A 22,999-nucleotide genomic window follows, 5' to 3' on the forward strand; every position below is an offset into this window, starting at 1 on the left:
TCGCCGGGCTTGTCCCTCGCCCGGCGAGGTCCGTCAATGCACAGGAAGCAGGGCTCGCTTGCCAAGGGCCGTGACGGGAGGCAAGACGGTGCATGCGAACAAGCGAAAGCGGATCATGGCGGCGGAAGTGGCTGGAAAATCACCGGAATCGGCCCAAAAGGACGGCCTGGCGGCACGTCTGGCCCGGGAAATCACCGGCGACGTCCTGTTCGACAGCTTCAGCCGCGGCCGCTACGCCACCGACGCCTCGTTCTACCAGATCGTGCCGGCAGGTGTGGTGGTCCCTAAGACCATGGACGAGGCCCTGCGGGCGCTGGCGATTGCCCGCGACGCAGGCCGCAAGGTCACCCCGCGCGGCGGCGGCACCTCGCAATGCGGCCAGACCGTCAATGACGGGATCGTGGTCGATCTGTCCAAACATTTGAACCGCATCCTGTCGCTCGACGTCGAGGGCCGCACCTGCATGGTCGAGCCCGGCATCGTGCTCGACGACCTCAACCGCCAGCTCAAGAAGCACGGCCTGTGGTTCCCGGTGGACGTTTCGACGGCCTCGCGCGCCACCATCGGCGGCATGGCCGGCAACAATTCCTGCGGCGGGCGCTCCTTGCGCTACGGCACGATGCGCGACAACACGCTGTCGATGGAGGCGGCGCTGGCCGACGGGACGCTGAGCCGTTACGGCGAGGTCTCGCGCGATCTCACCGATCTCGACGCGAACGACAGCGCACGCGCCCTGTTCCGCGACATGCTCGATCTCGGTGCTCGCGAAGCCGATGAGATCGCCGCGCGATTTCCCAAAGTGCAGCGCCGCGTCGGCGGCTACAATCTCGATGCGCTGGTGCCGCGCAATGCGCGCAACAACATGGCGCATCTTCTCGTCGGCTCGGAAGGCACGCTGGCCTTCACCACCAAGGTCGAGCTGAAGCTGTGGCCTGTGATCCGCAATAAGGCGTTGGGCGTCTGCCATTTCGGCAGCTTCTACGAAGCCATGGACGCGGCCCAGCACCTCGTCAAGCTCAAGCCGATCGCCGTCGAGCTGGTCGACCGCACCATGCTCGCGCTCGGGCGCGACATCGCGATGTTCAAGCCGATCATCAATGCTGCCATCAAGGGCGATCCGGACGCCGTGCTGGTGGTCGAATTCGCCGAGGAAGACCAGGCTGATAATCTCGCACGCCTGAAGCAGCTCTCCGAGCTGATGGGCGATCTTGGCTTCGGCTGGAACAATGACAAGCGCAAATGGGGCGGCGTGGTCGAGATCACCGAGCCTGCATTGCAGAGCGGGATCGCCGATTTCCGAGCCGCCGGCCTCAACGTCATGATGTCGATGAAGCAGGAGGGCAAGCCGGTCTCCTTTGTCGAGGACTGCGCCGTGCCGCTGCCGCACCTCGCCAACTACACGGCGCGGCTGAACGAGGTGTTTGCCAAGCACGGCACCAGCGGCACGATGTACGCACACGCCTCCGAAGGCTGCCTGCATGTGCGCCCGGTGCTGAATTTGAAGCTGGACAAGGACGTCAAGGCGATGCGCGCAATCGCCGAAGAGGCCTTCGCGCTGGTGCGCGAATACAAGGGCTCGCATTCCGGCGAGCATGGCGACGGCCTTGTGCGCTCCGAGTTCCACCAGACCATGTTCGGCGAACGTCTCGTCGCAGACTTCCGCGAGGTGAAGCAACGCTTCGATCCCGATGGCACGCTCAATCCCGGCAAGATCGTCGATGCGCCCAGGATGGACGACCGCTCGCTATTTCGCTTCAAGCCCGACTATCGCGTCGGCGAGATCGAGACGAAGCTCGACTGGTCGGCCTGGCCCGGCGCCGGCGGCGGCTTCCAGGGCGCGGTCGAGATGTGCAACAACAACGGCGCCTGTCGCAAGCTCGAGGGCGGCGTGATGTGCCCGTCCTATCGCGCCACGCGCAACGAGAAGGACGTCACGCGCGGACGTGCGAACAGCTTGCGGCTCGCGATCTCCGGCCAGCTCGGCCCCGGCGCGCTGTCGTCCGACGAGATGATGGAGACGCTCAAGCTCTGTGTCTCCTGCAAGGCCTGCCGGCATGAGTGCCCAACCGGCGTCGACATGGCCAAGATGAAGATCGAGGTGCTGGCCGCGCGCGCAGCTTCGCATGGCCTGACACTGCGCGACCGCTTGGTGGGTTACCTGCCGCGCTACGCCGGCCTCGCATCGCGGCTCGCGCCGCTCGCCAATCTGCGCAACCGCAGCCCGCTGTTGCGAAAGCTGCTCGAACGCTTTGCCGGCATCAGCGCACGCCGCGCCCTGCCCGCCTTCCGCAGCGACGTGTTTGCGCCGGCGGCCGATGTGGTTGGGCCTGTTGATGGCCGCGAGGTCGTGCTGTTCGCCGACACCTTCAATCGCATCTACGAGCGCGAGAACCTCGACTCCGCGCTGCGCGTGCTCGCGGCCGGCGGTTACCGCGTGCATCTGCCGAAGCCGACGAGCGGCAGCCGCCCGCTGTGCTGCGGCCGCACCTTCCTATCCGCCGGACTCGTCGATGAAGCCAGGGTCGAGCTCGATCGTCTAGTGGCCGCTTTCGCGCCCTTTGCCGCGCGCGGCGTGCCGATCGTGGGCCTCGAGCCGAGCTGCCTGCTGACGCTGCGCGACGAGCTTTCTTCACTGCGCAAGGACGCCGACGCCAAGGCGGTCGGCGCGCACGCGCTGACCTTCGAGGAATTCCTGGTGCGCGAGGCCGAGGCCGGAAGGCTGCAACTACCGCTCAGCACCATCGCCGACAAGGCCGTCGTCCACGGCCATTGCCACCAAAAATCCTTCGGCGCCTTCAAACCGGTCGAGCAGGTGCTGCGGCTGGTTCCGGGACTTGCAGTCGAGACCATCGAGTCGAGTTGCTGCGGCATGGCGGGCGCCTTCGGCTATGGCGCGGATACCTATGATGCCTCGATCGAGATGGCCGAGCTGTCGCTGCTGCCCGCCGTGCGGCGCGCGGACCAGACGACGTTGGTCGTTGCCGACGGCACCTCCTGCCGCCACCAGATCCAGGACGGCACGAAGCGCGAGGCTCTTCACGTCGCGCGCGTGCTGGCGATGAGCCTCGATCGCGCTAAGACCACTTCCACCTCAACTGCTGCAAAGGAAACCAGCCATGGCTGACCTCACCCTCGACACCGCCCGCAAGATCCTCGACGCCGCCTTCGCGAAGGCCGGCGAACTCAAGCTCAAGCCGCTGGTCGTCACCATCCTCGACGCGCGCGGCGTGCTCAAGCTCGCAGCTGCCCAGGACGGCACCAGCCTGATGCGCGGCGAGATCGCGCACGGCAAGGCTTATGGCGCGCTCGCCATGGGCATGGGCTCGCGCGCGCTGTTCCAGCGCGCCCAGGAGCAGGCCTATTTCATCGACGCCGTGAACACCATCGCCAAGGGCGCGCTGGTGCCGGTGCCCGGCGGCGTGCTGATCATGGACGGCGCGAGCCTGCTCGGCGCCGTCGGCGTCTCAGGCGACACCTCCGACAATGACGAGGCCTGCGCGGTGGCGGGTATCCAGGCGGCCGGGCTGAAGGCCAACGCGGGCTAGATCGTCATTCCGGGACGTTCCACTTGGCGGGAGCCCGGAATCCATTTCTCCGCGTCGCTTTCTCCTGCCGCCCCCCTGGGTCCCGGCTCTGCGCCGCAGCGCTAACGCGCTGCGGCGCGTCCGGGACACGAGAGCAGCGCGCCTACCGTCCCGTCCAAACCGGCTTTCGCTTCTCGCTGAAGGCCTTCAGCCCTTCCTTCGCATCTTCGGTCATCGCGAGCAGCGCGATCTGGCTTTCGGTGTAGGCGATGCTCTCGTCGAACGACATCGAGGCAATGGCGCGCATGGCGTATTTGCCGCGGCGGATCGCGGTCGGGGATTTGTCGACGATGCGGCCGATCAGCCAGTCGACCTTGGCATCGAGCTCGGCCGTGGGCACGACGTAGTTGAGCAGGCCGGCGCCCTGCGCCGCCTTGGCATCGAACGGCTCGCCGGTGAGCGCCCATTCGTTGACGAGGCGCGGCGGCGCGATCGACTGCAGCAGGCTCAGCACCTGCATCGGAAACACGCCGACCTTCACCTCCGGAAGGCCGAATACGACGTGATCGGCCGCAACTGCCATGTCGGTCATGCAGAGCAGGCCCATGCCGCCGGCCATGCAGACGCCACCGACCCGCGCAATCGCCGGTTTGGTGGCGTTCTGTGACAAACGTAACAGATCGGCATAGTCGACATTTGGTTTGGAATGATCCATCGCGAAAGCCGCGCCGGAATTCTGCAGATCGGCGCCCGCGCAGAACGCCTTGTCGCCCGCGCCCGTCAGCACGATGACGCGGACGTCCCTGTCGTCGTGCGCGTCGCGATAGCCTCTGGTGATGCCGGCGATGACCTCGCCGTTCAGTGCGTTGCGTTTCTCCGGCCGGTTGATGGTGATCCAGAACGCCTGCCCGCGCTTCTCGGTGACGACTGCTGTGGTGTCGGTCATGTTACGCTCGCTTCCTTGCCATCCGTTTTGCAGCCATTTGCGGCAGGACGGGCGGAGCGTGCAAGGCCAATCTGCAACGCCGTGTCACCATAGCGTGTGGGCGCAAATTCGCTTGGCGATTGAATTACGGGTGACGGCCGCTATCCTGACTGGAGATTTTGATCACCGATGAGCCATTTCATGCGCGCCGCGATGATGTTGTTGCTGACAGGCCTGCTCGTGCTGGGCGCAAGCCGCGCGGCCGATGCTGCGAAACTGGCGCTGGTGATCGGCAACGCCAGATATCCCGACAACGAATTCGTGCTGAACGACGTCGCCAACGACACCCAGGACGTCACCGAAGAATTGAAGCGCGACGGCTTCGTCGTCGACCGTCAGAACAATCTCACCGCCGACGCCATGCGGCAGGCGCTGGATCGCTTCTACGCCCGCATCGAGCGCGGCGCGGTGGCGCTGATCTTCTTCGACGGTTTTGCCATCCAGTCCAACCTGCACACCTATCTGCTTCCCGTCGACGCGCAGATCTGGACCGAGCCGGACGTGGCGCGCGACGGCTTCAGCCTCGACACCATCCTCGCCGAGATGAACACGCGCGGCGCCGCGATCAAGATCGCGCTGATCGACGCCTCGCGCCGCAACCCGTTCGAGCGGCGCTTCCGCCGCTATTCGGCAGGCCTTGCGCCGGCGATCGCGCCGAGCAATTCGCTGGTGCTCTACTCCGCCGCGCTCGGCGCGGTCGCCGCAAGTGGCAAGACCGAGCACGGCCTGTTCGTCGCCGAGTTGCTGCGCGAGATGCGCGCGCCGAACATCAGCGCCGAGCAGGCCCTGACCAACACCAAGAACGGCGTCGTCGCCGCGACCAAGCGCGAGCAGGTGCCGTGGCTGTCGTCCTCGCTGACCACGGAATTCTCGTTCGCAGGCCCGCTGGCACAGCCGCCAGACAACAAGGGCGACGCGACCCCGGCGAAACCCGAGCCGCAAAAACCGGCTTGCGACGCGCCGCAGGCAGAGCCGCCTCCGAGCGCCGACGATCTCGCCAGGGATCCCGTCATCGCCGATCTCAGCCGCAAGATCGCGGCGAACGCCAATGACATCGTCTCGCGCTACAAGCGCGGCCAGGTCTATGCGATCAAGCGCGCGCACGGGCTCGCCATGCAGGATTTCGACGTGGTGATCCGCAAGAATCCCAGGGATGCGCAAGCGCTGAACAACCGCTGCTGGACGCGCGCCGCGACCGGCGACCTGCAGTGGGCGCTGACCGACTGCAATCTGGCACTGCAGATCGATCCCGGCTTGAGCGATGCGCTCGACAGCCGCGGTCTCGTCAACCTCAAGCTCGGGCGCAATGCGGAAGCGATCAAAGACTACACTGACGCGATCCAGCGCAATCCGCGCTCCTCGTCGTCACTGTTCGGCCGCGGCATCGCCACCCGCAAGAGCGGCGGCGACGGCGCCACCGACATTGCGTCGGCGAAGTCGATGAACCCTGATATCGCGAAGGAGTTCGCAGGCTACGGTGTCTCGGAGTGCGTGCCTTAAACGCCGAGCGCCTTTTTGATCCAGACCTTGTTGTCGTGGAACGCGGCGCCGCCGATCGGCGCCACGGTTTCGGCGGCGGTCAGCATGTTGATGCCGCGACCGCCGATGTGATTCTTGTTGGGATGAACGGACTCCGCGATCAGCACGCCGCGCCGCACGCCGTCGAACAAGGTCGCCATCAGCGTGGTCTCGCCCCGGGTATTGCCGAGCGTCACCGCATCGCCGTCGGCGATGTCGAGCGCGGCCGCATCCATGGGATGAATCATCACGCTCGCCTTGCCTTCGCGCGCCTGCGAGGACGGCGTCTCGTTGAAGGTGGTGTTGAGGAAGCTGCGCGACGGGCTGGTCGCAAGCCGGAACGGATGCGCCGGATCGGCCTGCTCGATCACAGCCCAATGGTCCGGCAGCGAAGGCATGTTGGCGACATCGCCCATCGTCACGCCGAACGGCGGATGCGCCCAGTCGGCCTTGAAATGAAACTTGCCGTCGGCATGGGCAAAGCCGTCGAGATAATGCGAGGTGCGAAAATCCGGTTGCAGGTCGCGCCAGATGTCGGCTTCGAGGCCGGCGATGTCGCCGTGATTGCTGAGCTTCAGCGTCGCGTCGATCAATTCGCGCGGCGTCATCTCGAAACCTGGATGCCTCGCGCCAAGTCGCGGCGCCAGCGCCTGCAGCACCTGATGGTTTGAGCGGCATTCGCCGGGCGGGTCGATCAGCTTCGGCCCGACCGAGATGTGTTGATGGCCGCCGCCGTAATAGAGATCGTCGTGCTCCATGAACATTGTCGCGGGCAACACGATGTCGGCCATTTGCGCCGTCTCGGTCATGAACTGCTCGTGCACCGCGACGAACAGATCCTCGCGCGCAAACCCCTGACGAACCAGCGCCTGCTCCGGCGCCACCGTCATCGGATTGGTGTTCTGGATCAGCATCGCCTTGACCGGGCCTTTGCCATGCAGGGCTTCGGCATCGCCGGTGAGGATGCGGCCGATCTGGGATTGGTCGAGCGCACGGATGCTCGGGTCGATGGCGTCGTGGCCCTCGATGACGGATTCGTTGAAATGCCAGAGTGCGTAGTTGTTGAAGAAGGCGCCGCCGCCTTCATACTGCCAGGCGCCGGTCACCGCGGGAATGCAATTGGCCGCGTGCATCTGCGTGGCGCCGTTGCGGCTCCGCGTGAAGCCGTAGCCGAAGCGGAAGAAGGTGCGCTTGGTCTCGCCGACCGCCCTGGCAAAGGCCTCGATATCGGGAACTGGTACGCCGCATATCGCGGACGCCCATTCCGGCGTGCGCATCTTCAGATGCGCTTCGAGCTCGGCGGGGCAGTCGGTGTATTTGTCCATGTAGGCGCGGTCGGCGTAGCCGTCACGGAACAGGACGTGCATGACGCCGCAAGCGAAGGCGCCGTCGGTGCCGGGCCGCAGGATGATCTTGATGTCGGCCTGCTTCATGGTGTCGTTGTCGTAGATATCGATCGCCGCGATCTTCGCGCCGCGCTCCTTGCGGGCGCGGGAGGCGTGCGTCATCACGTTGACCTGGGTGTTGACGGGGTTGGTGCCCCAGATCACGACGAGGTCGGACAGCGCCATCTCGCGCGGATCGACGCCGGCGATCTTGCCGGTTCCGATCGCAAACCCGATACGCGCGACATTGGCGCAGATGGTCTGATAGAAGCGCGAGTATTTTTTCACGTGCGTGAGGCGGTTGAGGCCGTCGCGCATCACAAGGCCCATCGTACCGGCGTAGTAATAGGGCCAGATCGATTCCGCGCCGAATTCGCGCTCGGCCTGGTTGAAGCGATGCCCGATCTCGTCCAGCGCCTCGTCCCAGGAGATGCGCGCGAATTTCCCCGAGCCCTTTGCGCCCGTCCGGCGCAGCGGATACATCAGCCGCTCGGGATGATGGATGCGCTCGGCGTAGCGGGCGACCTTGGCGCAGACCACGCCGGCCGTATAGGTCTGCTTTTTCGAACCTCGGACACGACCGATGCTGCGGCCTTCGACCACCTCGACATCGAGGGCACAGGCCGATGGGCAATCATGCGGGCAGGTCGAATGGCGGATTTCGATCTTGCTTTCGATTTTGGCGTGCTGGTTCATGTCCCAGTTCGTAACACCAAAATACCGGCCAGCCGAGCGCATTTATCCGGCACGGCCCATGCGATTTGCTCAAACCGCACGCGCCGTCGGTTCCTGCTGCAAGCGCGAAATAGGGACCAGCCACACCGAAGGCCACCCGGGTATTCCCTGCCCAATCCCCCTTGTGAGGCGTCGACAGTCCGCGTTCCCTGCCGCTACAGTGCCGGCCAACAAAAACGATATCAGGGAGGTGGGCATGATCGCCCGAAGATCCGTGCTGGCTTTTGCGGCCGGCCTGCTTTCCGCAGTCTCCGCAGCACAGGATTATCCCAGCCACGCGGTCCGGATTGTCGTCCCCTTTGGGGCCGGCGGACCGGCCGACGTCGCGGCCCGGCTGATCGGCAATGTGCTGCAGGAGAGTCTTGGTCAGCCCTTCGTGGTCGAGAACCGCACCGGGGCCGGTGGGGTCATCGGCACGATCGAGGCGGCGAAGTCCCCGGCCGACGGCTACACGCTGCTGATGATGTCCAACACCCAGACCGCGAATGAATCGCTGCTGACGGCGGACAAGCGCAAATACGAGCTGATGCGCGACCTCGCGCCGATCGCGCCGGTGAATTATTCCGATCTCGTCATCGTGGTCAACCCGCAAGTCCCAGTGAAGACGCTGGCCGAGTTCGTCGCACTCGCCAAGGCGCAGCCCGGCAAGCTGAACTACGCTTCCTCCGGTCAGGGCACGCCGTATCACATGGCCGGCGAGCTGTTCAAAGCCATGGCCGGCATCGACGTCGTCCACGTTCCCTATCGCAACAGCGGCGAGGCGCGCAGCGGCGTGATCGGCGGACAGGTGCAGATGATGATCGACGCGGTGCCGGCGATGGCGCCGAACATCGCCGAGAACCAGGTACGCGCGCTCGCGACTACCGGCAAGCAGCGATCGACCGTTCTGCCGAACGTGCCGACCGCGATCGAAGCGGGCGTTCCCGCCTATGAGGCGACGATATGGCTCGGCCTGATGGCGCCGGCCGGCACACCAAAGCCGGTCATCGACAAGCTCAATGCAGCCGTCAACGCAATGGTGAAGCGGCCCGACATCGTCAAGCTCTGGACAGAACAGGGCGCCGTGCCGATGTCGATGACGCCGGAGGAATTCGAAAAATTCCTCCGCGGCGACATCGAGAAATGGGCCGAAATCGTCAAGAAGTTCGACAAGTCCTGAGGCCGCAGAGCGATCATGCCGACCATTCAATTTCAGCTCAACGGCGCAGCCACGGCCGTGGATGCCGATCCCGATCAGATGCTGCTGGACGTGCTGCGCGGCCGGCTCGGTGTCACCGGCGCGCATTTCGGCTGCGGCGCCGGCGAGTGCGGCGCCTGTTACGTCATGGTCGACGATCGCGCCATGGCTTCCTGCGACATGCCGATGTGGTCGGTCGCGGACAAGGACGTCGTCACTGTGGAAGGCCTCGGCACGGTGGGCGCACCGCATCCGTTGCAACGCGCCTTCATCGCCGAACAGGCGATGCAATGCGGCTATTGCGTATCCGGAATCCTGATCAGCGCGGCGGCGCTGCTGAAGCGCAATCCGTCCCCGACGGAGGCCGAGGTCAGGGCGGCACTGGATCGCAATCTGTGCCGCTGCGGGGCGCACAACCGCATGGTCCGCGCCGTCCTGCGTGCGGCCGCAGAGATGGCGGCATCATGAGCACGTCGTCCCCTGCCCCGAAGCTGCCGGTCAGCCTCGCGGCCAATCCCAAGCTGTCGTCATGGGTGGGATTCACCGGTGATGGCCGCGTGGCGATCTCGCCCGGCAAGGTCGAGATCGGCCAGGGCATCGTCACGGCGCTGGCGCAGATCGCGGCGGACGAGCTCGATGTCGAAATCGGCAGGATCGAGATGATCCGGGCCTCGACGGCGACTAGCCCGAACGAAGGCGTTACCTCAGGCAGCCTCTCGATCCAGCAGTCCGGCCGCGCGCTGCGGCAAATCTGTGCCGAGGTGCGCCAGCGCTTCCTCGCCGTGGCCTCGGAACGCCTCGGAGTCGATGCCTCCCAGCTTGATATCGATGACGGCACCATCTCGGGTCCCGGCAATGTCAGGACAAGTTATTGGGAGCTGATGGACGAGGTCTCGCTCGGCCACGACGCCACCGCAGGCCCGACAGCAAAGAGTGCCGCAAGGCGCACCGTCGCCGGACATTCGGTCCAGCGTGTCGACATTCCCGACAAGGTGTTTGCGCGGCCGCGTTTCATCCACGACCTCGCCCTGCCGGGACTGGTGCACGGACGCGTGCTGCGCCCGGATCTCTCGGGCGCCAGATTGATCGCACTGAATGAGGCGGCTGCGCGCGCGGTCCCCGGCCTCGTTGCGGTCGTCCGCGACGGTGGCTTCGCCGGCGTGATTGCCGATAACGAGGCGGCGGCGGAAGCCGGATTCAAAGCGCTGCGCAAGGGTGCGACATGGTCGGCCGGCGAGCCGCTGCCGGACGAAGACGATCTTGCGGGCTTTTTGAAGAGCCAACCGGTCGAGACCACCATCATCGATACCAGGATGGCGGAGCCGGCCCGCAATCCCACCCAAACGCTCCGCGGGCAATACACCCGCCCCTACATTGCGCATGCCTCGATCGCGCCGTCCTGCGCCGTGGCGCAATGGGAAAGCGATCGTGTCCACGTCTGGACTCACAGCCAGGGGGTCTACCTGCTGCGCGCCGATCTCGCGATTGTGCTGACGCTGCCGGAAGACCACATCGTCGTCGAGCACATCGAGGGCGCCGGCTGCTACGGACACAATGCGGCCGACGACGTCGCGCTCGATGCCGTGTTGCTGGCGAAAGCGGCCCGCGGACGTCCGGTCCGCGTGCAGTGGTCGCGCCACGACGAGATGTCTCACGCGCCGTTCGGCGCGGCAATGGCCGTCGAGGTCGAGGCCGATCTCGACGCGGACCACGAGATCGTCGGCTGGCGCCACGCGATCTGGAGCAACGGCCATGTGGCACGGCCCGGACGCGCAGCGCAGCCCGCGCTGCTGGCAGCGACCGAGATCGCAAATCCCTATCCCCGCATGATCTCGACCAACCCGCCGGCTGCGAATGGCGGTGGCGGCGATCGCAACTCCGTCCCGCTCTATGACTTCCCGGCATGGACCATCACGAGCCATCGGCTGCTGACCATGCCGGTGCGGACCTCGGCACTGCGGACGCTGGGCGGACAAGGCAATGTGTTTGCCATCGAATCCCTGCTCGACGAGATCGCGGCGCTACGCGGCGAAGACCCGATCGCATTCCGCTTGCGGCATCTGCGCGACGAACGCGCGCGCGATGTCATTCGCGCTGCGGCGCGACGTGCCGGATGGAAGCCGCAGAAGCAGCCCGGCATCGGCCACGGCTTCGGCTTTGCCCGCTACAAGAACACGGGGGCCTATTGCGCCGCGATTGCCGAGATCGAGGGCACCGATGACATCCGCGTGAGGCGGCTGACGCTGGCCGTCGATGTCGGCGAGGCCATCAACCCGGACGGTGTCATCAACCAGATCGAGGGCGGCGCAATCCAGGCGACCAGCTGGGTGCTGAAGGAACGCGTCCGCTTCGACCGGAGGCGCATTGCATCCACCTCATGGACCGACTATCCGATCCTGACCTTCAGCGAGGTGCCGGCCGTGGATGTCGAGATCATCCAGCGGCCGGAGATCGAGCCGGTCGGCGCGGGTGAGGCCGCACACGGCCCGGTGACGGCGGCGATCGCGAATGCGGTCTACGATTGCCTCGGCGTTCGCGTGCGCGACCTGCCGATCACGCGAGACAGGATCATTGCAGCGATGGAGCGTGCGCCTTGACGACTGTGACCATTTTGAGCGGCGGCGCGGCGCAAGGCCTGGTGCGCGGCCTCAGCGACGCCTTCAAGGCGCAGACCGGCCTCGGCATCGATGGCGAATTCGGCGCAGTCGGCATCATGGCAGACAAGCTGCGCGCCAGGGCACCGGCCGATCTGGTGATCCTGACGCAGGCGCTGCTTGCGAAGCTTGCCGAGGAAAAACTCGTCGTTCCCTCCTCGATCACGGATGTCGGCCGGGTCGTGACCGCGCTGGCGGTCCGCAGCCGCGATCCCAGGGTAACAGTCAAGATCGAGGCCGATCTGCGCGATGTGCTGCGCAGCGCCGATGCCATCTACGTCCCCGACACCAAGGCCTCGACCGCCGGCCAGCATTTCGCAAAAGTGCTGGACCAGCTCGGCATCGCCTATGAAGTTGCATCGCGCCTCAAGATATTTCCGAACGGTGCAACGGCGATGCGGGAACTCGCGGCATCGACGGCGGCAAGGCCGATCGGATGCACGCAGGCGACCGAGATCATCGCGACAGACGGCATTGCATTGTCAGGGGCGCTGCCGCCCGGCTGCGAACTCGTGACGATGTACACGGCCGGCGTGACTGCGAGCGCAGCGCATCCGAAGGAGGCGGCCGCGCTGATCGCGTTGCTGACCGACGCAGATCATGAGGATCTGCGCCAGCGCGCTGGCTTTACCGGCTAGACGCCGATGGGCCCTATTTGTGCAGCTGGGTGAGACCGGTCGGCGGGCCGTCGACGGCGGTCCAGCCGCCGTCGACGAACAGCGTGCTGCCGCTGACATAGCTCGCAGCGTCCGAGGCGAGATAGGCCACAGCGGTCGCGACCTCGTCGGCGCTGCTCCAGCGGTTGAACACGGTGTGGCCGGCGTAGAGATTGTAGATGTCGGGGCGCTGCTTGAACGGGCCGGTCAGCGCGGTCTCCGCGATGCTCGGCGCGATCGCGTTGACGCGAACGCCGGCATGGCCGACCTCGGAGGCAAAGCCCTTCACCAGCAGGCCGATCGCGGCCTTGGTCGAGCCGTAGACGCCGAGGCCCGGCTCGATGGTCACCGCGCGCACCGACGAGCAGGCGATGATGCTGCCGCCCTTTTGCGCGACCATGATGCGGCCGAAGGCCTGGAAGAACCACACCGTGCCCTTGACGTTGAGGTTGAGGACGCGGTCGAGATCCTCCTCGGTGTAGTCGAGGATGGTTTTGCGCATGTTGAGCCCGGGCGTCGTCACGGCGATGTCGAGCCGGGAAAATTTCTGCATGACCGTTTTGGCCAGCGCATTGACGTCCGCAGCGCTCGCGGCGTCACAGCCGGCTGCCTCCGCCCAGCCGCCCTTGTCGCGAATGCCGGCGGCAGTCGCCTCCGCGGCGTCAAGCGCGCGATCGGCGCAAACGATTCGGGCCCCGAGCCCAGCCAGCGCCTCGGCCGACGATTTGCCGATGCCCGATGCGGCGCCGAGCACTACGGCCGTCTTACCGGTGAGATCAAAGAGCTTGCGATAGTCAGTCACTGATGGCCTCTCCTGTAGCTGCTAGCCCTTGTAACCCATCAGCAGGCGGGGCAGCCACAGCGAGAATGCGGGGACGTAAGTCACGAACATCAGGGCTGCGATCAGCGCGGCGTAGAATGGCAGGATGGTGCGCATCACCGCGCCCACCGAGATGCCGCCGATGGCGCAGCCTACGAACTGGGTGGTTCCGACCGGCGGGGTGTTGAGCCCGAGTGCGCAGTTGATCAGCATCAACATGCCGAATTGGACCGGATCCATGCCCGCCTTCATCGCGATCGGCAGGAAAATCGGGGTGCAGATCAGGATCGTCGCCGCCATGTCCATGAAGGTCCCGAGCACGAACAGGATGACGTTGATGAGCAGGAAGATGACCCAGGGCTGGGTCGAGACCTTGCCCATCAAATTGCCGGCGAGATCAGCCACCTCGTAGAGCCCCATCAGATACTGGAACATGGTGGAGACGCCGATCAGCAGCAGCACCACGCCCGTCGTCTTCACTGCCTTGGCGGCGGCACGCAGGAAGTTGCTCCAGGTCATGGTGCGGTAGATGAAGAACGTCAGCAGCATCGTGTAGGTGACCGCGACGGCTGCGGATTCAGTTGCCGTGAAGACGCCGGACAGGATGCCCGTCAGGATGATGCCGACGATCAGAAGGCCGGGCAGCGCCGCCGCGAGCGAACGGAAAACTTCGGCCCAGCCCGGAAACTTGCCGGCCGGATAGCCTCGCTTCACCGCGACTCCGTAAGCGGCGACCAGCATGCACGCCATCAGCACGATCGCCGGCAAAAGGCCGGCGGCGATCAGCGCGCCGATCGACACCTTGCCGCCGGCGGCCAGTGCGTAAATGATCATGTTGTGGCTGGTCGGCATCAAGGCGCCTACCAGCGAGGCATGGGTGGTGACGTTGACGGCGTAGTCGGTGTCGAACCCCTCCTTTTTCATCATCGGGATCATCACCGCGCCCATCGCCGACACGTCGGCCACGGGCGAGCCGGAGACGCCGCCGAACAGCGTGCAGGCGACCACGTTCGACATGCCGAGCCCGCCGCGGATGTGACCGACGAGATTCTTGGCGAGTTGCACGATCTTGTCGGCGACCCCGCCATGCAGCATCAGCTCACCGCTGAAGACGAAGAACGGGATGGCAAGGAACGAGAAGATGTTCATCCCCGACATCATCTGCTGGAAGATGACGGCGACCGGCAGCCCCTCGTAGAGGATGGTGCAGATCGCAGAGAGGCCGATCGCAAAGGCGACCGGGACGCCGAGGATCAGAAAGCCGAAGAAGGAAGCCCCGAGAATGATTAGTTCCATGAGGGGACGACCTCTTCGCCGCGCAGCAGCGCAATGATGTGCTCGATTGAAAAGGAGACGATCAGGACGCCGGAGGCGATCAACGGGACGTAGCGGACGACCTCGGGGAGGCCGAGATTGGGGATCTTCACGGTCCCGACGGATGCGCCGAGAATCCAGCCGTTATAGGCCATCGCGACGCCAAACGCGGCCACGAGGACGTGGATGATGAGCTCGATTTTCTCTCGTGCGTGGTCGGGCAGCATCACCAGCAGGCTGTCCATGCCGATGTGTCCGGCATCGCGCACGCCGACGGCGGCGCCGATCAGCGTGACATACAGGATGAGAACCAGTGCAAGGTTCTCCGTCCAGGTCGGGCTCGAATTGAGCACGTACCGGCCGAACACCTGGTAGAACACGACGGTGACGATGAGGAGCAGTCCGCTCACGGACAAATACATGCCCGCACGCGCGACGATGGCATTGACGCGTGACAGCAAGCCGGTCGCCGGGCGTGCGGCGGCCACCCCCTGCTCGTGGTCTGCGACGTGTGGATCTGTCATTGCCGCGTCTCCTTGCGAAGGCCCGGTGCCGCCTCCGTTGCGACGCCGGAGCCAACGCCGTGGTCTTACTTCGTGTCCTGGATACGCTTGACGAGGCCCTGCAGCTTCTCGTCACCCGCGAACTTCTGGTACACAGGCTTCATCGCATCGACGAACTCCTGCTTGTTGGCGATCGTGACGACCTGAACGCCGGCGGCCTCGACCGTCTTGCGGGACGCCTGCTCGCGCTCGTCCCAGAGCTTGCGCATGACCGGCACCGATTCCTTGGCCGCCTTGCGGATCATGGCCTGGTCCTCCTTGCTCAGCGTGTCCCAGACCTTCTTGGACATCACCAGAACTTCGGGCGCCAGGGAGTGCTCGGTGATGTTGTAGAACTTGGCGGCCTCGAAATGGCGCGACGATTCATAGGAAGGCCAGTTGTTTTCGGCGGCGTCCACCAGGCCGGTCTTGAGCGCGGTGTAGACCTCGCCATAGGGCATCGGCGTCGGGTTGGCCCCTAAGCTCTGGATCATGCCGACCCACAGATCGGACTGCTGGACGCGAATCTTGAGGCCCTTCAGGTCCGCAAGCGACTTCACCGGCGCCTTGACGGTGTAAATGGACCGGGCGCCGCTATCGTAATAGGCAAGCCCGACCAGTCCGGCCAGCTCCATCGCAGCCAGGATCTCATCGCCGATCGGCCCGTCGAGGACGGTGCGCATGTGCTGTGTGTCCCGGAATACGAAGGGCAGGCACAATGCGATGGTTTCAGGCACGAAATTGTTGAGCGGCGACGCGTTGATCCGCATCATGTCGAGCGCGCCGATCTTGAGTTGCTCGATGGTGTCCTTTTCGGAGCCCAGGGCTCCGTTCGGAAACACCTTCACGCCGAGCTTGCCGCCGCTCGCCGTCGCGAGCTGCTTGCCCATGAACTTGACGGCCTCGACGGTCGGATAATCTGCGGGGTGGATGTCGGCGGAGCGGAAGTCGCGTGCGGTCGCCAGCGGCGCTGAGAGCACCAATGCAACGGCTGCGACGATACCGGTGAGTGTCTTCATCTGGGCTTCCTCCTGGTTGATTTTGTCGTTGTCGGCAGGCTGCGGGCCGCCTTGGGTCGCTCCCCTTCAGGTGTGAAGTCAAGCGCCAATGTCGTCCGTAGGGCGCGCGGCATTCCATGTCCAAGCCAAATCCGGCATTGATCGATGCCGCAGTTGCATCGATCAATCTGGCGCAATTCGCGTCGTTGCGGAAGCCGGCGGCACGGCTTGCGTCGCCTGTACGTGACTTGACGCGACCAAGAGAGGCCCCTCAAGATGTCCGAAACAGCGGACGATCTCGAAGGAATGCCCATGCCGCGGAAGCTGATCGATATCTCCGTGCCGCTCAGAAACGACGTGACGGCTGATCCGCCCGGCAATCACCCGACCATCCAGTACATCGATCACCAGCAGGGCCTGCCGCGTATGCTGCAATTTTTCGACGGCCTCAAGGCGGAGGATTTGCCTGACGGACAGGGCTGGGCGGTCGAGCAGGTTTCGCTGTCGACCCATAACGGCACGCATCTCGATGCGCCCTGGCACTTCCATCCGACCATGAACCGCGGCGAGCGGTCATGGACGATCGACGAGGTGCCGCTGGAATGGTGCTTTCAGCCCGGCGTGAAGCTCGACTTCCGGCATCTGCCCGACGGCTACGTGGCTGGTGCCGACGATGTCGAGCAGGAGCTGAAGCGCATCGGGCACACGCTGTCGCCGCTGGAGATCGTGGTCGTCAACACCAGTGCAGGCGCCAAGTTCGGTCAGGCCGACTACGTCAATTCCGGCTGCGGCATGGGCTATGAGGCCACCATGTATCTGCTCGAACGCGGCGTGCGGCTGACCGGCACCGACGGCTGGAGCTGGGACGCGCCTTTCGTCTACACCGCGAAGAAATATGCCGAAACAAAAGATGCCGGCCTGATCTGGGAGGGACACAAGGCGGGACGGCACATCGGTTATTGCCATCTGGAGAAGCTGCACAATCTCGACCAGCTACCCTCGACGGGTTTCACCGTCTCGTGCTTTCCGGTGAAGATCGAACGCGCCTCGGCGGGCTGGACCCGCGCGGTCGCCATCATCGACAGTTAGGCAGACACCGTCACTCGCCGTCGAGGCCGCTCTCGGCGAGTTCGCGCAGCGCGTCCGTGTCGAGCACCACGATGGCGCCGTGCTCGAGGCGAACCCAGTTGCGGCCGGCCCAGGCGCGCAACTGCTTGTTGATGCTCTCGCGCGTCATCCCCACCATCTCGCTGATCTCCTGCTGCGTGATGGCCAGCGTGCCGCTGCCGGAGTCGAACTTGCGCTCCTCGGTGAGACCGAGCAGCGCGCTCGCCAGCCGGCCCGGCAGATTCTGGAGGATGACCTGCTCGACCTGCTGGCTGGTCCAGCGCAGACGCGCGCAGAGCAGCTCGATGAATTTCATCGCCAGCGCCGGCTGGCTTTTCACGAACGGCAGGAAGTCCCGGCGATCGATGATGTAGAGCTCGCAATTGGTGTTGGCGGTCGCATCCGCCGACCGGGGAGCGCCGTCGAGCACCGCGATCTCGCCGAAGATTTCGCCGGGACCGATCAGGTTGAGAATCGCGTTCCGCCCATCGGGCGACGAGGAGGAAATCTTCACGGTCCCCGTGATCACCGCGAACAGGTTGTTGCCGGGATCGCCCTTGGCAGCGATCGTCGCGCCGCGCTTCACGGTAGTGTGCTTGGCGTAACGGCAGAGCTGATCGAGCGCTTCCGGCGCCAGATCCGCGAAGATCGGGTGCTTGCGCAGGACCGATAGTTTGTTGCCCGCCGACTGTCGGGGATCGCCGGTCTTGTCCTGAGGCACGCCGCGGGGCTCCTAAGACTACGAGGCACTGGGGTTCCTGCGTAGTCAACGTTATCAGGCTTTTCAACCGGAAAGCACGCGCGCGATTTGTGGCAAATGCCGCGAAAACGCCGCGGTCACGCCGAAACTATGCATCTGAAGGATGCGTCGATGTGCTAGATCGATGCAGAGTTGCAGTCAGTGCAAGCCGCAATTGCGTTGAGACGCTGTCCAACAACGAATCCGGCCGGACCAGGCATCGACCTGTCCAAACTGACCAGGGCGCGGAAACTTCAGCGCTTGGAATCAGGATCGAGCCGGCGTGAACTGGTTTGCCGGTCGGCCCAAGCCAAGGTCGCGGCAAATACGACGAAGATCGCGACGACGATAACAGTCACCAGCAGCGCGTCAGCAGGCATCATCCCCTCCCGGAAGTTTTGGGCATTATTTGCCGCGGCTGGCCGGCGTCATTGATCGGGATCAAAAACGTCAGGGGGGCCGAACGAAATATCAGGCTGCGGCCATCGCCTCGGCACGGGCAGGATCCAGCAGGCTGATGCCGCCGTGAATGATCTCGATCACGCCCTGACGCTCCAGCTTGGTGAACGTGCGGCTGACGGTTTCGATGGTCAGGCCGAGATAGTCGGCGATGTCCTGACGGCTCATCGGAAGCGGGACCGTGTCGGGCGGCCCCTTGGGCGTGACCAGCCGATCGCGCCAGCCGAGCAGAAAGGTCGCGACCTTCTCATCAGCCGAGCGGCGACCGAGCAGGACCATGTGGTCGCGGGCCTGGCTCAATTCACGGATGGCCAGCTCGTTGATCCGCTTGAGCAGGTGCGGCCGGTCTTCGATGAAACGGCCGAAGGCCGCTTTGGCGAACTGACACACGGTGACGACGCCGATCGCATCGGCCGAAAAATTGTGCCGGCCGGAGATGTTCATCCCCAGGAAATCGCCGGGCAAGGCAAAACCGACGATCTGCCTCCGGCCGTCGGGCAGCAGCTTGTACAGCCGCATGACGCCTTCGAGGACGTTGTAGAACGAGGTGGTGATGTCCTCCTCGGAGAACACGGTATCGCCGGAGTCGAAATGAACCCGGCGTCCGAGATGCTCGAATTCCCTGAGTTCAGCCGTATTCAGCGACGAACAAACCGCCGCTCCGCGTACGGCACAATCGCTGCAAAAATGCCCGTTCGGCTCAATCGTGACCACGGAAGGCTTCATCCACCGCTCCCAGCGTCGGTCAGCTCTGCCCCCGGCCGAGTCCACCTCGCGGGTGCATTTTACTGCACTGCGCCAAAGCCAATTGACAGAGATCAAATTTGAGTGGCATCCCCGTCATATTCTGCTTCCATAGTTCGAGGGGATTCCCTTTCAATGCTGCAAAGCGCCTTACGTCACGGCCTGATTGGGCTGCTGCTGACCACACCTGCGCTGGCGGCTCCGACTGCCGAGCAGCGTGGCAAGGCCTTTGCGCGAGCCAATTGCGCAAATTGTCACGCGATCGACCGCGTCTCGCGTAGCCCGCGCGAGGGCGCGCCGCCGCTGCGCAATCTGCACCGGCGTTATCCGATCGAAACCCTTGGTGAGGCCCTGGCTGAAGGAATCTATACCGGCCACGCCGACATGCCGGCCTTCGAGCTCAGTCCGGACCAGATCCACGATCTTCTGTCCTACCTGAAGACGCTGGAATAGACGGCGTCACACCGCCTGCACGGTCCACCCGATCAGCTCCCTGGCGATGCGGGCGAAGGCCGCATCGAAGGCGGCAACCGCGGCGGCCGGCTCGACCTGGTCGAGCTTTTCGCTGCTCTCGACCAGTCGCGATGCCACCACCTTGCCGTTCTTGTCGACGATCCGCGCCGACAGTCCGATCTCGACCCGTGTCTCGCCCTCCGTGGCGATCCGGAAACTGCGGATATCGATCAGGAGTTGGTAATCCGTCTGACCGAGATCGCTCATGCGCAGCGGAGCGTGCGTGATATCGTAGTTCTCGAAGCTGTCGATCAGGCGCGCCTGCACCAATTTCGGAATGCTGTCGGCCCAGAGGAAGTCGGCAAAGCCCGGCCGGTCCCCGACGGGCGCGAACAGCATGCGCTGGGTCTGCAGCATCGCGACCCCGCTCGGCTCGGGAATGGCCAGTGACGCGGAAAGCGTCTTGCCGGCCGGCCCGAGGCTCTGCGGCGTGTGCAGGTCGTAGGTGATCTTCTGCGCGGGAGCGCCGCCGCCGGTCATCTTCTCCAGGCCCGCCAGAATGCCGTCGAGCTTGCCCGTGTTGCGCGCGAGACCGTCGGAGAACGTCTTGAAATTCGCGATGGTGTCCTTCAGCGGGCCGGAATTGTCCTGGAGCACCGTGTCGACCCGCCGCAGCGCATCGCGCGCCGCCTGCGTCATGCTCTGGCCGGCGCCGGCCTCCGCGATCAAGGTCAAGGGCTCGCCGGTCTTGGCGACGATCACGCCGCCCTCCAACGTCACCACCGGCACACCGGTCAGGCCCTGGAATTCGAGACCGACCTTGGTGTCGGAACGCACCGGTGTGGCGGTCGCAACCGAAATCGTCGCATTGACGAAACGCGGGTTATCGGGTGCGAGCCCCAGCTGGGTCACCTCGCCGACACGGATGCCGTTGAACAGGACGCCGGCGCCGACCAGCAGGCCTGGGACCGAACCCTGGAATTGCACATGATAATTCGTGCGGGGCCCGATGCCGCCGGTGTTGTTCAACCAATAGACGAAGCCGAACACCGCGAGGATCGCGGCCAGCACGAAACTGCCGATCAGCACGTAGGGAGCGCGGGTTTCCATGTCTCATCTCATCTCGTGTTGCAGCATCTGCGAGCGCTTGCCGTGGAAATAAGCGCGCACCCAGGGATGCTCGGATTGCAGCAATTCGCGCATCGGGCCGATCGCCACGATCTTGCCGTCGGCGAGCGCGGCGACGCGGTCGCAGACCGTGGTCAGGCTCGCAAGGTCGTGGGTCACCATGAACACGGTCAGACCCAGCGTCTTTTGCAGCGTCTTGATCAGCACGTCGAAATCGCCGGCGGCGATCGGATCGAGGCCCGAGGTCGGCTCGTCCAGGAACAGGATCGGCGGATCGAGCGCGAGCGCGCGCGCCAGCGCCACGCGCTTGGTCATGCCGCCCGACAGCTCCGCCGGGTATTTGTCGGCGTCCTGGGCGCGCAGACCGACCATCTCCAGCTTGGCGATCGCGATCTCGTCCATCAGCTCCTGCGACAGAACGAGATTTTCGCGCAGGGGAAACTGGACGTTCTGGCGGACCGTCAGCGAGGAGAACAGCGCGCCCTGCTGGAATAAAATACCCCATGTCGTGGCAGCGCCGCGGCCGTGGCCGCCGGTGGGCTGCCCCATGACTTCGATGGTCCCGCCTTGGCGCGGGATGAGGCCGATGATGGTGCGCATCAGCACCGACTTGCCGCCGCCGGACGCGCCCACCAGCCCGAGGATCTCGCCGCGGCGGACGTCGAGCGACAGATGGTCGAGCACAGTCTGGCGGCCGAAGCCGACCACGAGGTCACGGACGCGGATCGCGAACTGGTCCTGCGATACGTCCATCGTCACATTCCGATCGAGGCGAAGAAGATCGCAAACAGGCCGTCGAGCACGATCACCAGGAAGATCGACTTCACCACCGACGTCGTGGTCTGCCGGCCGAGCGATTCCGCGCTGCCCTTGACGCGCAGTCCCTCGCTACAGGCCACGATCCCGATCACAAGCGCCATGAACGGCGCCTTCAGGATGCCCACCTCGAAATGGGTGACGGAGATGGCCTCGTGCAGACGCGCGATGTAGATCGCCGGGCCCATGTCGCCGTAGAACTGCGCGACGAGACCGCCGCCATAGAGCGCGGCAATCGATCCGATGAAGGTAAGGATCGGCAGCGCAATGACTAGCGCCGCAACACGCGGCAGGATCAGCACGTCGACGGGATCGAGCCCCATGGTGGACAGCGCGTCGATTTCCTCGCGCATCTTCATCGAGCCGAGTTCGGCGGTGTAGGCGCTTCCCGACCGGCCCGCGACCATGATGGCGACGATCAGCACGCCGAGCTCGCGTAGCACCAGGATGCCGACCATGTCGACGGTGTAGGACTCCGCGCCGAACCTGCGGAAATGGAAGAAGCCCTGCTGCGCGATGATGGCGCCGATCAGGAAAGTGATCAGCGCGACGATGGGGATCGCCTGCCAGCCGATGCGATAGAGCTGATAGATCAGCGATGTCAGCCGCAGCGAACGCGGCCGGCGCAGCACGCCGATCACGGACATGAACAATGCGCCGAGCATCTGCAGGAAGGCCGTGATGTCTTCCCGCGCACCGGCCGTTGCCTTGCCGAGGTCGCCCAGCCTCGCCAGCACCGGATTGGGCGCAGCGACCGGGACGGGTGTGTGGCGATTGACCTGGCGCACCTCGTCGAGCAGCCCGCTGAAATGATCGGCGACGCCGACGAATTCGGCCGACCTGCCCGATGTTGCGGCCCTGCGCGACAGTTTTTCCAGGACCCAGGCACCGAGCGTGTCGAGCGCGCTGACGCCCGACATGTCCAGGGTGACGACGCGCGAGCGATCGACGTCTGCACCGACCGACCGGGACAATGTCTCGAGCGTGACCACATTCGCGGCGGTCCAGGGCCCTTCGGGACGCAAGTTCAGCGCGTCGCCGGACGGCGTCGCGAGCAACAGCGGTTCGTGGTTCACGCTTCCACCTCGTCGGGACAATCGGTCCCCATTCAGACGGCACTTCTAGGCCAGCATATGGCGGCCGGCTTGACCTGTCTCAAGACCCCGATCGCGACCGCAGCTTGAGGCAAATCAAGCACGATTGCACGGCCGGGCTCTAGGCTTGCTTCCATTCAACGGGGATATC

Annotated in this window: 21 protein-coding genes; 9 read left to right on the forward strand and 12 right to left on the reverse strand. The window is 64.9% G+C overall.

What is annotated here, in order from left to right; translation table 11 throughout:
• Positions 1-115: 115 nt before the first annotated feature.
• The gene (locus C7G42_RS25130; protein WP_199581125.1) at positions 116-3,124 is read left to right on the forward strand and encodes an FAD-binding and (Fe-S)-binding domain-containing protein; all 3,009 of its coding nucleotides are present in this window, start codon (positions 116-118) and stop codon (positions 3,122-3,124) included.
• Entirely contained in the window at positions 3,117-3,545 is a 429-nt protein-coding gene (locus tag C7G42_RS25135; protein WP_106951622.1) for a GlcG/HbpS family heme-binding protein, read from the forward strand. The genes C7G42_RS25130 and C7G42_RS25135 overlap by 8 nt, the downstream gene beginning before the upstream one ends.
• Positions 3,546-3,687: 142 nt before the next feature.
• Here the strand turns inward: C7G42_RS25135 and C7G42_RS25140 are convergent, their stop codons facing one another.
• Positions 3,688-4,470, reverse strand: coding sequence for an enoyl-CoA hydratase/isomerase family protein (locus tag C7G42_RS25140; RefSeq protein ID WP_106951623.1), 783 nt, complete (start codon positions 4,468-4,470; stop codon positions 3,688-3,690).
• Between the two features lie 168 nt (positions 4,471-4,638).
• On the opposite strand from C7G42_RS25140, the gene C7G42_RS25145 reads away from it, so the two are divergent.
• On the forward strand, positions 4,639-6,009 hold the full coding sequence (locus C7G42_RS25145; RefSeq protein ID WP_199581126.1) for a caspase family protein: 1,371 nt from the start codon (positions 4,639-4,641) through the stop codon (positions 6,007-6,009).
• Here the strand turns inward: C7G42_RS25145 and C7G42_RS25150 are convergent.
• Positions 6,006-8,108, reverse strand: coding sequence for a molybdopterin-dependent oxidoreductase (locus C7G42_RS25150; RefSeq protein WP_106951624.1), 2,103 nt, complete (start codon positions 8,106-8,108; stop codon positions 6,006-6,008). The two genes, C7G42_RS25145 and C7G42_RS25150, sit on opposite strands and share 4 nt — an antisense overlap.
• 235 nt (positions 8,109-8,343) lie before the next feature.
• On the opposite strand from C7G42_RS25150, the gene C7G42_RS25155 reads away from it, so the two are divergent.
• The 4 genes from C7G42_RS25155 to C7G42_RS25170 are packed head-to-tail and all read left to right on the forward strand — an operon-like array spanning position 8,344 to position 12,616.
• Positions 8,344-9,306, forward strand: a complete 963-nt coding sequence (locus tag C7G42_RS25155) for a Bug family tripartite tricarboxylate transporter substrate binding protein (protein WP_199581127.1) — start codon at positions 8,344-8,346, stop codon at positions 9,304-9,306.
• 15 nt (positions 9,307-9,321) lie between these two features.
• On the forward strand, positions 9,322-9,792 hold the full coding sequence (locus tag C7G42_RS25160; protein ID WP_106951625.1) for a (2Fe-2S)-binding protein: 471 nt from the start codon (positions 9,322-9,324) through the stop codon (positions 9,790-9,792).
• Positions 9,789-11,921 carry a xanthine dehydrogenase family protein molybdopterin-binding subunit gene (locus tag C7G42_RS25165; RefSeq protein WP_106951626.1) on the forward strand — a complete coding sequence of 711 codons (2,133 nt, stop codon included), beginning with the start codon at positions 9,789-9,791 and terminating at the stop codon, positions 11,919-11,921. Before C7G42_RS25160 ends, C7G42_RS25165 begins: the two co-directional genes overlap by 4 nt.
• Entirely contained in the window at positions 11,918-12,616 is a 699-nt protein-coding gene (locus C7G42_RS25170) for a molybdate ABC transporter substrate-binding protein (protein ID WP_106951627.1), read from the forward strand. Before C7G42_RS25165 ends, C7G42_RS25170 begins: the two co-directional genes overlap by 4 nt.
• Positions 12,617-12,629: 13 nt before the next feature.
• On the opposite strand, the gene C7G42_RS25175 is transcribed toward C7G42_RS25170, so the two are convergent.
• From C7G42_RS25175 to C7G42_RS25190, 4 genes are all read right to left on the reverse strand, one after another.
• Entirely contained in the window at positions 12,630-13,436 is an 807-nt protein-coding gene (locus tag C7G42_RS25175; RefSeq protein WP_106951628.1) for an SDR family NAD(P)-dependent oxidoreductase, read from the reverse strand.
• A 21-nt stretch (positions 13,437-13,457) separates the two neighbouring features.
• Positions 13,458-14,750 (reverse strand): TRAP transporter large permease, encoded by a 1,293-nt coding sequence (locus C7G42_RS25180; RefSeq protein ID WP_106951629.1) that lies wholly within the window; start codon positions 14,748-14,750, stop codon positions 13,458-13,460.
• The gene (locus C7G42_RS25185) at positions 14,741-15,292 is read right to left on the reverse strand and encodes a TRAP transporter small permease (RefSeq protein ID WP_106951630.1); all 552 of its coding nucleotides are present in this window, start codon (positions 15,290-15,292) and stop codon (positions 14,741-14,743) included. The genes C7G42_RS25180 and C7G42_RS25185 overlap by 10 nt, the downstream gene beginning before the upstream one ends.
• Positions 15,293-15,357: 65 nt before the next feature.
• Positions 15,358-16,329 (reverse strand): TRAP transporter substrate-binding protein, encoded by a 972-nt coding sequence (locus C7G42_RS25190; RefSeq protein WP_106951631.1) that lies wholly within the window; start codon positions 16,327-16,329, stop codon positions 15,358-15,360.
• Between the two features lie 291 nt (positions 16,330-16,620).
• Between C7G42_RS25190 and C7G42_RS25195 the strand changes: the two genes are divergently transcribed.
• Positions 16,621-17,397: a cyclase family protein gene (locus C7G42_RS25195; RefSeq protein ID WP_106951748.1), complete on the forward strand. Its 777-nt coding sequence runs from the start codon at positions 16,621-16,623 to the stop codon at positions 17,395-17,397.
• Between the two features lie 10 nt (positions 17,398-17,407).
• On the opposite strand, the gene C7G42_RS25200 is transcribed toward C7G42_RS25195, so the two are convergent.
• The 3 genes from C7G42_RS25200 to C7G42_RS25205 form a co-directional block, all read right to left on the reverse strand.
• Complete coding sequence (locus C7G42_RS25200) at positions 17,408-18,136, reverse strand: Crp/Fnr family transcriptional regulator (RefSeq protein ID WP_106951632.1); 729 nt, start codon at positions 18,134-18,136, stop codon at positions 17,408-17,410.
• Positions 18,137-18,408: 272 nt separating this feature from the next.
• Entirely contained in the window at positions 18,409-18,534 is a 126-nt protein-coding gene (locus C7G42_RS36165; RefSeq protein WP_283809861.1) for a hypothetical protein, read from the reverse strand.
• Positions 18,535-18,625: 91 nt separating this feature from the next.
• Positions 18,626-19,339 (reverse strand): helix-turn-helix domain-containing protein, encoded by a 714-nt coding sequence (locus C7G42_RS25205; RefSeq protein ID WP_106951633.1) that lies wholly within the window; start codon positions 19,337-19,339, stop codon positions 18,626-18,628.
• 153 nt (positions 19,340-19,492) lie between these two features.
• Here C7G42_RS25205 and C7G42_RS25210 point away from each other — a divergent pair, with 153 nt between their 5' ends.
• The gene (locus tag C7G42_RS25210; protein WP_106951634.1) at positions 19,493-19,810 is read left to right on the forward strand and encodes a c-type cytochrome; all 318 of its coding nucleotides are present in this window, start codon (positions 19,493-19,495) and stop codon (positions 19,808-19,810) included.
• Positions 19,811-19,816: 6 nt separating this feature from the next.
• Here C7G42_RS25210 and C7G42_RS25215 read toward each other — a convergent pair whose 3' ends face one another.
• From C7G42_RS25215 to C7G42_RS25225, 3 genes are read right to left on the reverse strand one after another with little or no spacing between them, the layout of a single operon-like run.
• Positions 19,817-20,920, reverse strand: coding sequence for an ABC-type transport auxiliary lipoprotein family protein (locus C7G42_RS25215; RefSeq protein WP_106951635.1), 1,104 nt, complete (start codon positions 20,918-20,920; stop codon positions 19,817-19,819).
• Between the two features lie 3 nt (positions 20,921-20,923).
• Positions 20,924-21,691, reverse strand: coding sequence for an ABC transporter ATP-binding protein (locus C7G42_RS25220; protein ID WP_199581128.1), 768 nt, complete (start codon positions 21,689-21,691; stop codon positions 20,924-20,926).
• Between the two features lie 2 nt (positions 21,692-21,693).
• A complete protein-coding gene (locus C7G42_RS25225) occupies positions 21,694-22,830 on the reverse strand; it encodes an ABC transporter permease (protein ID WP_106951637.1) in 1,137 nt (378 codons plus the stop codon).
• Positions 22,831-22,999: the final 169 nt, after the last annotated feature.

Origin of the sequence: Bradyrhizobium sp. MOS003, assembly GCF_003020125.1 — a bacterium.
Lineage (GTDB): Bacteria > Pseudomonadota > Alphaproteobacteria > Rhizobiales > Xanthobacteraceae > Bradyrhizobium.

Excerpts from the sequence above, each read along its gene's own strand:
- C7G42_RS25130 (WP_199581125.1), top strand. The coding sequence starts at position 116 with ATGGCGGCGGAAGTGGCTGGAAAATCACCGGAATCGGCCCAAAAGGAC.
- C7G42_RS25135 (WP_106951622.1), top strand. The coding sequence starts at position 3,117 with ATGGCTGACCTCACCCTCGACACCGCCCGCAAGATCCTCGACGCCGCC.
- C7G42_RS25140 (WP_106951623.1), bottom strand. The coding sequence starts at position 4,470 with ATGACCGACACCACAGCAGTCGTCACCGAGAAGCGCGGGCAGGCGTTC.
- C7G42_RS25145 (WP_199581126.1), top strand. The coding sequence starts at position 4,639 with ATGAGCCATTTCATGCGCGCCGCGATGATGTTGTTGCTGACAGGCCTG.
- C7G42_RS25150 (WP_106951624.1), bottom strand. The coding sequence starts at position 8,108 with ATGAACCAGCACGCCAAAATCGAAAGCAAGATCGAAATCCGCCATTCG.
- C7G42_RS25155 (WP_199581127.1), top strand. The coding sequence starts at position 8,344 with ATGATCGCCCGAAGATCCGTGCTGGCTTTTGCGGCCGGCCTGCTTTCC.
- C7G42_RS25160 (WP_106951625.1), top strand. The coding sequence starts at position 9,322 with ATGCCGACCATTCAATTTCAGCTCAACGGCGCAGCCACGGCCGTGGAT.
- C7G42_RS25165 (WP_106951626.1), top strand. The coding sequence starts at position 9,789 with ATGAGCACGTCGTCCCCTGCCCCGAAGCTGCCGGTCAGCCTCGCGGCC.
- C7G42_RS25180 (WP_106951629.1), bottom strand. The coding sequence starts at position 14,750 with ATGGAACTAATCATTCTCGGGGCTTCCTTCTTCGGCTTTCTGATCCTC.
- C7G42_RS25185 (WP_106951630.1), bottom strand. The coding sequence starts at position 15,292 with ATGACAGATCCACACGTCGCAGACCACGAGCAGGGGGTGGCCGCCGCA.
- C7G42_RS25190 (WP_106951631.1), bottom strand. The coding sequence starts at position 16,329 with ATGAAGACACTCACCGGTATCGTCGCAGCCGTTGCATTGGTGCTCTCA.
- C7G42_RS25195 (WP_106951748.1), top strand. The coding sequence starts at position 16,621 with ATGCCGCGGAAGCTGATCGATATCTCCGTGCCGCTCAGAAACGACGTG.
- C7G42_RS36165 (WP_283809861.1), bottom strand. The coding sequence starts at position 18,534 with ATGCCTGCTGACGCGCTGCTGGTGACTGTTATCGTCGTCGCGATCTTC.
- C7G42_RS25205 (WP_106951633.1), bottom strand. The coding sequence starts at position 19,339 with ATGAAGCCTTCCGTGGTCACGATTGAGCCGAACGGGCATTTTTGCAGC.
- C7G42_RS25210 (WP_106951634.1), top strand. The coding sequence starts at position 19,493 with ATGCTGCAAAGCGCCTTACGTCACGGCCTGATTGGGCTGCTGCTGACC.
- C7G42_RS25215 (WP_106951635.1), bottom strand. The coding sequence starts at position 20,920 with ATGGAAACCCGCGCTCCCTACGTGCTGATCGGCAGTTTCGTGCTGGCC.
- C7G42_RS25220 (WP_199581128.1), bottom strand. The coding sequence starts at position 21,691 with ATGGACGTATCGCAGGACCAGTTCGCGATCCGCGTCCGTGACCTCGTG.